11 protein-coding genes are annotated in these 12,375 nt (G+C 67.4%); 4 read left to right on the forward strand and 7 right to left on the reverse strand.

Annotation, left to right across the window (positions count from 1 at the left end; genetic code table 11):
• Positions 1-62: 62 nt before the first annotated feature.
• Positions 63-575: a hypothetical protein gene (locus tag AC1DDO_RS00955; RefSeq protein WP_476866354.1), complete on the reverse strand. Its 513-nt coding sequence runs from the start codon at positions 573-575 to the stop codon at positions 63-65.
• A gap of 202 nt (positions 576-777) precedes the next feature.
• On the opposite strand from AC1DDO_RS00955, the gene AC1DDO_RS00960 reads away from it, so the two are divergent.
• Positions 778-2,919 carry a PKD domain-containing protein gene (locus AC1DDO_RS00960; protein ID WP_476866355.1) on the forward strand — a complete coding sequence of 714 codons (2,142 nt, stop codon included), beginning with the start codon at positions 778-780 and terminating at the stop codon, positions 2,917-2,919.
• Positions 2,909-3,286, forward strand: a complete 378-nt coding sequence (locus AC1DDO_RS00965; protein ID WP_476866356.1) for a hypothetical protein — start codon at positions 2,909-2,911, stop codon at positions 3,284-3,286. Before AC1DDO_RS00960 ends, AC1DDO_RS00965 begins: the two co-directional genes overlap by 11 nt.
• Before the next feature lie 52 nt (positions 3,287-3,338).
• Here the strand turns inward: AC1DDO_RS00965 and AC1DDO_RS00970 are convergent, their stop codons facing one another.
• Positions 3,339-3,647 (reverse strand): hypothetical protein, encoded by a 309-nt coding sequence (locus AC1DDO_RS00970; RefSeq protein WP_441408444.1) that lies wholly within the window; start codon positions 3,645-3,647, stop codon positions 3,339-3,341.
• Between the two features lie 96 nt (positions 3,648-3,743).
• Positions 3,744-5,018 (reverse strand): MFS transporter, encoded by a 1,275-nt coding sequence (locus AC1DDO_RS00975; protein ID WP_476866565.1) that lies wholly within the window; start codon positions 5,016-5,018, stop codon positions 3,744-3,746.
• A gap of 235 nt (positions 5,019-5,253) precedes the next feature.
• Between AC1DDO_RS00975 and AC1DDO_RS00980 the strand changes: the two genes are divergently transcribed.
• Positions 5,254-6,105: an alpha/beta fold hydrolase gene (locus AC1DDO_RS00980; RefSeq protein ID WP_476971241.1), complete on the forward strand. Its 852-nt coding sequence runs from the start codon at positions 5,254-5,256 to the stop codon at positions 6,103-6,105.
• A 57-nt stretch (positions 6,106-6,162) separates the two neighbouring features.
• On the opposite strand, the gene AC1DDO_RS00985 is transcribed toward AC1DDO_RS00980, so the two are convergent.
• From AC1DDO_RS00985 to AC1DDO_RS00995, 3 genes are all read right to left on the reverse strand, one after another.
• Positions 6,163-7,305, reverse strand: coding sequence for a DUF3616 domain-containing protein (locus AC1DDO_RS00985; RefSeq protein WP_476971242.1), 1,143 nt, complete (start codon positions 7,303-7,305; stop codon positions 6,163-6,165).
• On the reverse strand, positions 7,269-9,239 hold the full coding sequence (locus tag AC1DDO_RS00990; RefSeq protein WP_476971243.1) for an aconitate hydratase: 1,971 nt from the start codon (positions 9,237-9,239) through the stop codon (positions 7,269-7,271). Before AC1DDO_RS00990 ends, AC1DDO_RS00985 begins: the two co-directional genes overlap by 37 nt.
• A 117-nt stretch (positions 9,240-9,356) precedes the next feature.
• A complete protein-coding gene (locus tag AC1DDO_RS00995) occupies positions 9,357-10,421 on the reverse strand; it encodes a hypothetical protein (protein WP_476971244.1) in 1,065 nt (354 codons plus the stop codon).
• Positions 10,422-10,625: 204 nt separating this feature from the next.
• On the opposite strand from AC1DDO_RS00995, the gene AC1DDO_RS01000 reads away from it, so the two are divergent.
• Complete coding sequence (locus AC1DDO_RS01000; RefSeq protein ID WP_476971245.1) at positions 10,626-11,369, forward strand: MBL fold metallo-hydrolase; 744 nt, start codon at positions 10,626-10,628, stop codon at positions 11,367-11,369.
• Positions 11,370-11,423: 54 nt separating this feature from the next.
• Here the strand turns inward: AC1DDO_RS01000 and AC1DDO_RS01005 are convergent, their stop codons facing one another.
• Positions 11,424-12,359 carry an EamA family transporter gene (locus AC1DDO_RS01005; RefSeq protein WP_476971246.1) on the reverse strand — a complete coding sequence of 312 codons (936 nt, stop codon included), beginning with the start codon at positions 12,357-12,359 and terminating at the stop codon, positions 11,424-11,426.
• Between the last annotated feature and the right edge of the window lie 16 nt (positions 12,360-12,375).

Raw genomic sequence — 12,375 nt, forward strand, 5'->3', positions numbered from 1 at the left:
GAGTCGAACACGAGTATCCGCTACTCGATTTTCGGGGCGTGCCACCGATCTGCGACAGGTAGTCAGCCTCGTCCCCTATGGTGCGCGGCCCCCAGGGACAGGCCCGGCCCGCCCGGCAAATCCAGCGCCAGATCGACGGCCCGGTCCGGCAGCTCAAACACGAGCGTGGCGTTGATGCTCTGCCCTTGCGGGACCTCCCTGGGACCGGGAGAAAACCACAGGGCCTTCCACGTCCCTGTCCCGAGGCCTGACACGGTGTAGTCAACGGGATCATAGGCGAGGCCGCCCTTTTCCAGCGCCGTCAGCTCCACCAGCAGCCGCACCCGGTGAAGCCCGCCGGCGGGCGGCACGGCGAGCGCGGCAGCGGCGGAGGCGGGCATTCCGGCGTCGTTCCCTACCGGAACGACGCCGTTAATGCGCGCCACTCCCCCGGTGACGACGGCTGAGGCGCCCAACGGCGCGGGCGGGTTTCGCGGTGCACTCATGAAGACGCCGGCGATGAGGGCCGCCACAAGGCCCAGCAGGAGCGCCGGAACGAGGATTTTCGCGCGCTGAAGCGCAGCTGACCGTGACATGTGGGCCAGCCTTCCCGGAACGCCCTAGGGAAACCCTTGGAATTCCTCGGGCGCGCGCACTGGCACGCGGTTGCCGGTTAGCCCGATCACAGGCTTGCTACAAGTCCCCGTCCATACCGTGACGCTCACAAGTGCGCCTCCGGGCACACCGTGTTCCTCCCGCCAGGGTGGAGGGGCGAAAAAACACAGGATGGATATCGTGATGAAACGAATACTTGGTTTCCTGCTCACAGTTTTCGCGGTCGTCTCGCTGGCTGGCCTCGCCTCGGCCGCCGTCGGCCCTCCGGGAGTCAACGGTCCCGGACTCGCGGAAGTCGGCCCGGTCGATCCGACAGACGGCTACCCGGTCTGGTACCGCGACCATACCGGCCTCAGGCTGGAGAAGTGCGTCGCGCAGGCCGATCCGATGTGTCCGGCCCGCGGGCCGCTGCCGGATGAAGCCGCGCCCGTTTCGTTCCCGGATAACTACCCGGATGAGGGCTTCTACTCCCTGACCAGCACCACGATGAACACCGCCGGCGGTGGAAAGGCGCTTGCCGCGATTGCCTTGGAGCAGGCGTTCGGCAGCGGTCCGGTTGCCGACGGCGATCAGGTCACCTTTGCCCGTCTTCGCCTGAAAATCACCAATGTCAGGGACGGCGTGGACTACAAGTTCACCACGCCTGCGGGCACCAAGACCCTCCGGACCTCGAAGCCGGGCCTCGTCTTTGACACCGAGGACATCGGCATCGGCGGGAAGGGCGACTTCTCTGGCGCCCTGGGTGGCCGGATCGGACCGTTCCTGACCTGGGATACCTACCCCACCGATCCCGCCCTGAAGCCAGACGCCAGCGGCAAGGGCACCTATGTCGGCGACGGCACCACGCCGCACAAGATCACCGGCAGCCCGTACGGGACCAACATCTTCCGCATCGAGGGTCCAGGCATCAATCCGGGCACCACGGATGCATGCCCTTCGGTTCCGGGACCGGTGGCGGACTGTGTGGAGACCGATCTCTTCACGGTGCAGGGGAAACTCGCGACCAACAGCGGAGTGGCCGCAGAGCGGGCAACGTATTCCCGGTCATCGCTCAGCTCCGGGACGGTGGACGTCTTCGCCTCCAGCGAATCCGGTCCGCAGTCAATCCAGGTCTCCGACTCTTCCGCCGGCAGCGCACTCTTCAGCCCCACTGCGCTGGAGGGATCCGGCGGGAAATATTTCGCCAGGATCGCCTTTGACGGACCCCAGCCGCCGGCCACGGTCACTGTCACGAACTCCAGCGACGTACCGGCGTCGGCGAAGAAGATCGACGTCGTTGACAGGGTCAGCGGCAAGGCCACTTTCAACACCGACACCCGTGTCCTGTCGATCGAGGCGGTGTCCAGTGACACGGTGGGTGCGCGGATCCTGACCGCCGTCGGATTCGGCCAGCTCGCCGCGGGTTCGCTGGCATCGGGCCCTCTCGCGGCTCCTCCTGTTTCTGTCACCGTGAGGTCAGATGCCAAGGGCGAAGTGGTGTTGCCGGTTGAGGTCACTGGCAGCGCCCGCGCTCCGATTCCGGTGGCGGCGCAGGCCGGAGGCGATCAAACGGTCCACCAAGGCCAGAAAGTGGACCTGGACGGGTCCGCCTCCAGCGGTCCGGTCTCCACCTACTCGTGGAGCGGCCCTGCCGGAGTAGTCCTGAGCGATCCCAACGCGGTCCGGCCAAGCTTCACCGCACCCGCTCCGGGCGACTACGTCTTCTCCCTCACGGTCAACGGACCGGGCGGACCGAGCACGGCCACTGTCACGGTGACGGTCCTGGCCTCCGCCCCGGCGGCAGCCAACGCCGGACCAAACCAGCTGGGCGTGCAGCGCGGAGCCAAGGTCACCTTGGATGGGAGCGGTTCGGTGGGTGCAGCCACCTATTCCTGGACGCAGATTGTGGGCGCGGGCGATCCCAAAGTCACCCTCTCCGGCGCCAGTTCCGCCCGCCCCGCGTTCACGTTCCCGCTGTACAAGTATCCTGCGGGTTCAGGCGCCCTGACGTTCAAGCTGACGGTGGGAAGCGCCGACGGGTCCTCAAGCGACGCCCAGGTGACGGTCACGCCGCGGGCGGACACCGTGGCGGTTACCTCCGCCCGGTACACGGCCAGCAAGCGCGAATGGCGGGTGGACGGGACCAGCTCCGTCCCGGCCGGTCAGGCGGTGACAGTGCACCTTGGCGGGCTGGAGGGAACCGTCCTGGGTACGGCCGTTGTGGATGCCACCGGGGCGTTTGCCATCCGGGTTACATCGACTGTTGTGGGCCAGGCGGGCCAGAGCGTGAGCGTTGAGTCCCCTCTGGGCGGCACCGCAACCGGATTTGCCGTCCGTGTCCAGTAACCATCGCGCAGCCGGAGCCCGGGAGGCGGCCGTCACGCCGGCCGCCTCCCGGGCCCTCGGCCAGCAATCCGCCCACACTGACGGGCACTGTGTGGCGCCGCAGCCGCCGTCCCTCAGCACCGCGCCAGGCATCGCGCCGGACCCCGCGTCGGACGAATATGCGGGCACATCCCTGCGGCTGCAGGTCCTTGAGATCATCGGCGGCCTCCTCAACAGCACCGGGCCGGAACTTGAGGAGCACCGGGCCCGCCTGCGGGGTCACGTCACTGAGCATCCCTGGGATCCGGAAACCGCCCTGCTGCAGTACCTTTGGGATCGCGAGCAGCACTTTGGAGCGCCGCTGGCGCTGCCCGGGTCCGGCAGGTGATGGCCCTGTCGAAGCAGGGCTGCAACCGAAGGCAGGCGGGAGGGGGGAAGCGTCAGGGGGTTGGGGCTGTCACATTCTCGATGGAGACCGTTTCGATAATCCTTGTCGATGGCTCACCAACCAGCGCCGGCGCCGTCACGCCCGTTTTCCACGTATCGTTCTGCAGGCGGCCCAGGAAGTCCACGGCCGCTGCCTGCGTATCGAAGTCCATTTCCAGCATCACATAGTCTTCCTGATCCAGCGGACGCGAGATCCGGTAGGACCGGACTCCCGACGCGGCGCGGTTCAGTGGATCACTGTCAAAGGCCCGCCTCCACATGGAGAAGTCCCGGACCTGGTGTTCGATCTGCAGGGTAATCACTGATGCGCTCCTGTCGACGGCTCTACACGCCCAACTGTAGGCCCGGAAGGCATCGCCAAGTAAGGCACGTGGCAGAAGTGTTACCCGGTTGGCGTCTTACGCCGGTTGGGAACCGGTGTTCGTCGTGCTCGTCGGGGCGTTGGCCTGATCGGCCCGGTGGCCTTGCCGGCGGCTGGCCAGCAGGAACGGCACCGCGATCAGCTCGATCACGCCGCCAATCGCCAGCGACGCAGGGTACCCGTAGACATCCGCCGCCCGGCCGAGGATCGGCTGCACCACCACGCCACCGCTGGAGCCCATGAGCGAATCGAAGCTGAGCACCGTGGCCCGTTGCTTCGAGGCGATCATGTCGTTCAAATACGCCTGCCGCACCGGGATGGCCGCCGAAGCAACCAAGGCCCAGGATGCCAGCAGCACCAGTGCCACCCAGAACACGTGGGTGAACCCGAGGACCACCAGGATCACTGTGCCCACGATGCTTGCCAGGATCATCACTGTGGTCCGCTTGCGCACGAGGCTGCGGATGCGGGGCGCCAGCCAGCCCCCCAGCACCTGCGCTCCGGCCACTATCGCCGCTGCGAGGCCCGCGACGGAATACGCGTGGGGGTCCCCGAACAGCTCCAGCAGGTACGGCTGGAGGGCGTAAAACACATAGATCCCGACGCCGGCGCTGAACGGTGCTGCGAGCATCACGTAACGCACGGGTGGATTTTTCAGCCCGTTCTCGATTGAGGCGGAGAGCACTGCGCGGGTCGCCTGCAGAGGATGCGTCGAGCGTTCGGGCGTGAATCCGACGTCGCGCATGAGACCGAAAGCCACCCCGAACATGGCCAACAGCACGCCTACGCGCAGCAGGAACGGCACACCCAGAGTGGTGGCCTGGGCGATCACGCCGCCGGCCACCGAGCCGGCCAGCATCGCGACGCCGGAGACCATTTGGCCGCGTCCGAGGACCGTCTCCATGCCGCCTTCGTACCCGGAGAACCGCAACGCGTCGATCAGCCAGGCCTCCACAGCGCCGGAGAAGAAGGTGAAGCCCAGGCCAAGCAGGATCGACACCACCGCCCACATCCAGAACGGCGCTGAATACTGCCAGAGCAGGTAGTAGAGGAAGGTCGCTCCGGCCAGGGTCAAAGTGCCGAGCAGGAATGAGACGCGGCGGCCCCAAGAGTCGGCAACCACTCCGGTGGGCACTTCGAACAGGACCATGCCGGCGGTGAAGAAGGCGTTCGCAGCAAACGCCTCGAGGTTGCTGAGTCCGGCATCGAGCAGGAAGAGCGTATTGATGCCCCAAATGAACGAGGCCGCAAGGGTATTGCCCAGCGTCAACGTCAGATAGATGCGCTGAATCTTTCGGGCGGCGGCGTTCATCACGTCGCCGTCCCCGCCAGGGCGAGGGTGGACCACGAGCCCATTCTCGTCCCCCACGCCGGTGCGCGCCAGCGAAGTCGGGGCGCGGCGCCGGTGCGGCCGGGGGGCATTCCGGCGCGAGCGTCCCGGTGGCAGCCTTTTGTCACCGAAGCGGTACAAAGGGAGTAGTACCAAGGGAGCAGGACCAAACAGGAGCAGTTTGAAGTGTAAGGGCGGGAGGATTCCGGTGGCGGACATGGCTGAGGCCGTTTTGCACGACGGCACGGCAATACCCATCCTTGTCAGCGGTGGCGGCAGGGCGCTTCTCATCCCTGCGGATTTGAAGGCCCACTCCGAGTCGGAAGCCCAGACAATGCGCGACTGGGGCGCGGACCCCGGCCTCGGGCCAAACCTGGTGTCGGCCCTCTCGCAGTCGTATCGGGTGGTCGCCGCCGACTATGAGGGGCACCGGATGGCGCACCCGGCGCCGGACACCCTCACGCCGGAGAACGTCGCCGCCGATTTCCTGGCCATCGCCGATGCAGCGCACGCCGAGACCTTCGGGTACTACGGGTACTCGTGGCTGGCCCTGTGCGGTCTACAGTTGGCGATCCGGACAAATCGGCTCTGGGCCCTCATCATGGGCGGATTCCCGCCGCTCGAGGGCCCGTACAAGAGCATGCTGGCGGTGACGCGGGCGGCCCACGCGGCGGCTGCCAGCTCCTCTACGCAGACCGCGGCGGCTGACCTCCCGGTCGAGCCAGGCGACTGGGATGCCGCCACCATTCAGGCCACCGAAGCTCAGACCCGCCAGTTCGTCACGCTGTACGAGGCGCTCCAGGACTTCGACGATTCAGCCGTGGGCGTGGCCCCGGGTCTACGCCGGCTGGCCTTCGCCGGCTCGGCCGATCACATCGTTTACGGACCCCGCTGGGGAGACGCGACGGTGCGAATCGGCGGGCCGCTTGCTGCGCACGAGCGCGAGCTCGTCGCGGCCGGGTGGGACGTGGAGGTACTCCCGGCGCTCGATCACCTGGGCGCGATGCGCAGCGACGTCGTCGTTCCTCTCCTGACGGCCTGGCTCGGAAAAGTGAGCCGGGACCTGTAGCTAACCGCCAGGACTGGAAAACGGCTTAGTAGGAGACGCGTCCGATGGGAAACCGGTCTACCTGCCCAGCTCGAAGACATCGGCCTTGATCCCGTGGCGTCCGTCCTTCCGCTTGCCGGCGGGAGTCCCATACAAGACCAGGGCGGACCGGCCGTCGTCGAGCACGGTGATCCCCTCGGCATGATCGTCGCCTTTGCCGAACGGGGCGTCGAATTCGCAGTGCAAGTCGTCCTTTTCGAGGACGGCCTCGGCTTGTGACGTCAGCGCGTGCCGCCAGCGGAACACGGCCGCACGCCCGTCCAGCTCCATGGTGGGCCCCGCCAGGACCAGCAGATCGTCCCCGTGCCGGCACAGGTCCCGCACGCCCAGGCCGTCCAGGCGGAGAAAATGCTTGCGGTAGCGACGGTTCCCGGGGCCGATCGGCTTCGGCTCAATGCCCGGCCCGCCACCGACGTCGAGCTCGATGATCAGCGCCCACCCACGCAGCACCGGCCCGCGCAGGCCGACAAACACACGGTCGCCGGCAACGGCGAGGCCTTCGCAGTCAATACCGTTTTCCTTGCCCGGGATCGGGTACGAGCCAGTTGTCGAGGCCTGTATGAAACCCCCGAGGTGAGGGTCATCGGCGAGGAGGTCCACCAGGTCCTCGTTGCGGCCAAGACCGAGGACACCGGCACGCGGCTGCCCGGCGGTCCCGCCGCCGTCCACCTCCGGGAGGGTCTTCCCGGCGTTAACCAGGGTGGTGGTCGAGAGCCGGGCCAATACCCGCCGGCGCTGGCTGACCTCTACTGTGGCCAGGGAATCCTGTGCCTCTGCGGGCGTCGACTTGCCCTTGACCTGCTTGCGGGCCGCGCTGTGCGATCCGAGCAGCCACAGTGTGTTGTCCTCAACGTCCAGGCCCTCGATGTCCAGCTCGCCCTTGTCTCCGGGCAGGTCAAGGAGTTCGGTGAGGTCGAAGCTGCGATGGGCGCCGGCGTGGTCGCCGTTCTCCAGGGTGAGCCGCTCCACACTGGTCGTCTCGTCATTGGCGACCCAAAGGTGGTTGCCCTGGCGGGCGATCGCGGACAATCCATCGCGAAGGTCAGCCTTCCGGCCGAGCGTGCTGCGCTGATCGAGTACCAAGGTAATTTCGCCGGAAGGCTCGTCCGGCCGCGGCCATCCGTTCATCGCGTACTCTGCGCTCTCCGTTCGCGCAGCCACGGGATGAGGCCGCCCGCCAGGAGCATGTCCACCTGGCGGCTGGAGAGGCTGTGCCGCACGGGGTAGACCTCGTCGCGGGTCTCGTTCTGCGCCAGGATCTCCCGCCCTGAGGTAAGGGCTTCGTGAAGTCCGGTCATCAGGAGCACATCGCCTTGTTCGATCCGGTCGTGATCGGCGGGATTCGTGAACTCCAGGGCGAGGACGCCGAAATTCGCCAGGTTCTGCCAATGGATCCGCGCGAACGAGACGGCCAGCACTGCGCGCAGCCCGAGGAAGCGCGGGGTGATGGCCGCGTGCTCCCGTGAGGATCCCTGACCGTAGTTGGTGCCCCCGACCAGGATGTGGCCTGTCGAGTCGCGGGTTCGTGCGGCACGGGCGGGGTAGCCAGGGTCCACCTGGTCGAAGGTGAATTCGGCGAGTTTGGGGATGTTGCTGCGGTAGGGCAGAACGCGGGCACCGGCCGGCAGGATCTCATCCGTTGAGACATCATTGCCCACGACCAGGGCCACTGGTGCCTCGATGCGGTCGGACAGGGGGCCGAATTCCGGCAGCGCGGAGATGTTGTCACCTTTGACCAGTGCCACCTTGGCGGCTTCCTCCGGCGCCAAGGGCTTCTCCAGCATGGCCAGGTTCACGCTGGACGCTTCGGGAAGTTCGATCGCGGGGTATTCCAGGCCAAGGAGCCCTGTCAGGTCCCGCGGATCGGTGATAATTCCGGTGAGTGCGGCCGCGGCAGCCGTCTCCGGTGAGCACAGGTAGACCGAGTCCTCCTTCGTGCCCGACCGACCGGGAAAGTTGCGGGGCATCGTGCGCAGGCTGTTGCTTCCGTTGGCGGGGGCCTGGCCCATCCCGATGCAGCCCATGCATCCGGTCTGGTGCAGCCGGGCTCCGGCGCTGATCAGATCCAACGTGGCCCCCATCCGGGTGAGGTCCTGCAGGATTTGTCGGGAACTCGGATTGACGTCGAACGACAGGCCCGGGTGGCACTGCCGCCCCTTCGTGATTGCGGCGACAATGGCGAAGTCGCGCAGGCCCGGGTTCGCTGAGGACCCTATGACGACCTGCGCCACCGTCCTGCCAGCCACCTCCCGCACCGGAACGACGTTGCCCGGCGAGCTGGGGAGGGCGATGAGCGGCTCGATCGTGGCGAGGTCGATCTCGTCGGTTACCTCGTACGCGGCATCGGAATCGGCAAGGAGTTCGGTGAAGTCGCCTTCGCGCTGTTCGGAGCGCAGGAAAGCCCGGACCTGGTCGTCGGCCGGGAACACCGTGCTCGTAGCACCGAGCTCGGCGCCCATGTTGGCAATCACGTGCCGGTCCATCGCGCTCAGGGTGGCGAGGCCGGGGCCGTAGTACTCGATGATCCGGTCCCGGCCGCCCTTCACGCCGTGCCGGCGCAGCATTTCGAGAATGACGTCCTTGGCGCTGGTCCACGGCGGCAGTTTGCCGGTAAGCCTGACGCCCCAGATCTCCGGCATCTTCAGATAGAGCGGCTCGCCCGCGATTGCCAGGGCAACCTCCGTGCCGCCCACCCCGATTGCCAGCATCCCCAGTGAACCTGCGGCCGGGGTATGGCTGTCGGAGCCGACCATGGTCTTGCCCGGAATGCCAAACCGCTGCATGTGCGTCGGATGGGACACGCCGTTTCCGGCCTTGGAGAACCACAGACCAAACCGGCGGCAGGCTGAGCGGAGAAAATCATGGTCCTCCGCGTTCCGGCTGTCGGCCTGCAAAAGGTTGTGGTCCACGTACTGCACGGACACCTCAGTCTGTGCCCGGTCGAGCCCGAGGGCCTCCAGTTCAAGCATGACGAGTGTCCCGGTCGCATCCTGGGTGAGGGTCTGATCGATATGCAAAGCAATCTCACGCCCGGGAATCATCTCTCCGGCGACCAGATGCGATGCTATGAGCTTCTGGGCCACGTTGTAGGCCACGGCGGCCTTCCTTACTTGATGGCGAGGCCGGACGCCGCTGTCGGCAACGAACCAGCCGCCGGGCACTCCCCTTTATCCCCAAAAATAGCCCACTCCCGGCGTCGGGAACAGTGGAGATTACATGCCGGGACTTCCCGGCCCCGGGGCGCTAGTGGTGTTCCACGAGCTGAGGAAGGCCAGGGCCGCGGCCACTCCCGCACTCAGCACCACGGCTCCCAGCCACATCGACACGGGCCATTCAATCCCTGACGCCAGGGCGATGCCGATCAGCTGGCCCGTCCAGACGAATGCCGCCAGGATTGCGGTGATTGCCGGCAGCCGACGCCGCAGCCACGGCCCCGCCCGTCGGGCTAGCAGCACGTCCGCGACGACGGCGGCTGCCGTGGCCCCCGCCGCTCCGGCCACCGCTGTAGGGCGCAGCCCCGACATGCCCAGGGGCAGCCACGCCACCACGGCGACCAGGATCGTGGCAATGCCGTAAGGCGGCCGTCGGGCTCCCGACAGCGTATAGAGGAACGGGCCGATGATCAGCGCCGTGGTCACCAGGTAGCTGGCGAGCCCCAGCGCCGGCGGCTGCTCCGCCTGGGCGTGCCCGGGGCTCCCGATCGGCGTCGGTAGATACGGGAGGGCCGGCGGGATGCGGACGAAGGCCGAGCAGTAGATGAGGAAGAAGGCGCCCAGGCCGGTCAACAGGGCCAGAGACAGTACGGCTGCAGGCGTCCATTCGAAGGCCCCCGGGCCGCTGGCAGCCCGTGCACTGCGGATGCCGGTGCCGAGGATGAGGAAGAGGCTGAACCCGAGCAGCAAGTGAGTGGGGCTGACCAGGGCGTCGAGGGAGACTTCGATGCCAAGGATCTCGTGCCATGCCAGATCCAGTAAGCCCGCGACGGCGAACAGGGCGAGTCCGATGACCGTGCCCTGGTAGCCGGCTGGTATCGCCCGGGCCAGCGGCCGCCCCGGCTGGCGGTTCCGCCAGATTACGTAGGCCATCCACGCGCCAGTGGCCACGAGGCCCGAATACAGTGCCGCGTGCCAAGGCGTGAAGAAGGTTTCGAGTTCGGGGATGTGCAGGTGGGCCCAGCCGTCCAGGAAGACGGCCAACAGGAGCCAGATGCCCAGCAGTTGCGTTACCAGGTCCTTCCGCGCCCCGGCCCGAAGAGTCGGTGCTGCCGTGTCTACCATGCTCGCTCTCCTCACGCCCGCCATGCCACCGCCACCCGGCCGGAGCCGCCCGCATCTGGTCCCGCGCCGAATGGTTAAAGCTTGGACCCCCCGGTGCCCAACCGCCAGTGGCCGGCAGGCCCGCCGCTCTTGACGAGTGTGAGCGGGCACCGGGCCGGCCGCTAGGATGGGCCGGTGCACCTCCGAGCCAATAACCGGCACCCCATGTCCAATATTTCCGAACAGGCACCCGGCGTGTTTTTCGTTGAAGGACCCGCCTCCAACTGGATCGTGGTCCGCGACGAAACCGGCTTCGTGCTCATTGACGGCGGTTACCCTGCCGACCGCGCCCTGGTCCTTGAGTCCATCCGACAGATGGGCCTGGATCCGGCCGACGCCCGGGCCGTGCTCATCACCCACGGTCATGTCGACCACACCGGCTCTGCGGCCTACTTCTCGGCAACATACGCAACGCCGGTCTTGTGCGCCCCGGAAGAACTGGCCCATGTCCAGGGCAGGGAAAAGCACCAAGTCACGTTCGGTCAGGTGATCGTCCGGGCGTGGCGCCCCCGCGTCTTCCGCTGGATGATCCACGCCATCAAGGCAGGATCCCTGACGGCCGCGCCGGCAACACAGGCCCAGGCCTGGGACGCCGAGCGGCTCCAGACCCTGCCCGGCAGCCCGGAGGCGATCCTGCTTCCGGGGCACACCCCCGGCAACGTCTCGATCCTTCTTCCCGAAGCAGGAGCGATCGCCGTCGGTGACTCGTTTGTGAGCGGCCATCCGCTGAGCCGTAGGTCCGGACCGCAGATGCTCCACCGGATGTACCACACAGACCAGGCCGCGGCGTTGGCGGCAACTCGCGGCCTGGACGGCATCACGGCTTCAGTGATACTTCCTGGCCATGGCCCCGCATTGCGCATGCCCCTGGCCACGGCCCTGGCGCAGTTGCGAAGCCCGGCCGCCTGACATCAATCCCCGCGCCGGTCAGCGGACGTTCCCTGCTCCGGGGAACCGCTCGGCTCATGTACGGGACGGCTGCGGTGAAGGTGTTTCGATGAGTTTGCGAGCCTTGACCGGCGACGCCGTCCGGATGGCTCCCATGCTGGCAATCACCACGAGGGCAACCGCCACCGCCTCGATCAAGCCGAAGTGCTGCCCCAGCACAACAAATCCGGCCAGCGCCGCCACGGCTGGCGCCGCGCAGGTCAGCACGGAGAACGTTGCGGCCGGGATGCGGCGCAGGGCCATGAGCTCGAAGGAATACGGGACAGCGGTCGAAAGCAGGGCGACGCCGAGGCCAAGGCCCAGGACGGCCGGCTCCAACAGGGCGGACCCGGAGGTCAGTATGGCGCCCGGGAGCGAGATGACCGCTCCGATGGCCATCCCGATTGCCAGGCCGCCGAGCCGCGGGAACGCCGCACCGGTGCGGGCGTTGCACAGGATGAAGAAGGCCCAGCACGCCGCCGCACCGAGGGCGAAGCAAACACCCGTGACGTCGAGGTCGGCCAGCCCCTCCTGTCCCAGTCCCAGGAGGGCTACTCCCGCAAAGGCCAGTCCGGCCCACAACAGTGCACTGACGCGGCGGCTGGCCACGACGGACAGGACCAGGGGGCCCAGCACTTCTATAGTGACTGCCGTGCCCAGCGGCAGCCGGGCAATGGCCTCGTAGAACAATGAATTCATCGCTGCCATCGTCACTCCGAGACCGATCGCGGCGCGCCAGGCCCCTGCACCGTGCCCGTGCAGCCTCGGCCGGGCGACGGCCAAAAGGACAATGGCGGAGAACGCCAGGCGCAGCGTCACGGTGCCCAACGGCCCGGCTGCGGGAAACACGAGGACCGCCACCGCCGCACCGAGCTGCTGGCACAGCACCGCCGCCATCACCAGCACGGCTGCCCGGGAGTAGCCGGGGGCGGGTGCGGCGGAGGAGGCCCGGGATTTCGTCACCATGTGCATGGCTCCAACCTTAGGA

The organism is Arthrobacter sp. 10N43 (genome assembly GCF_056394525.1).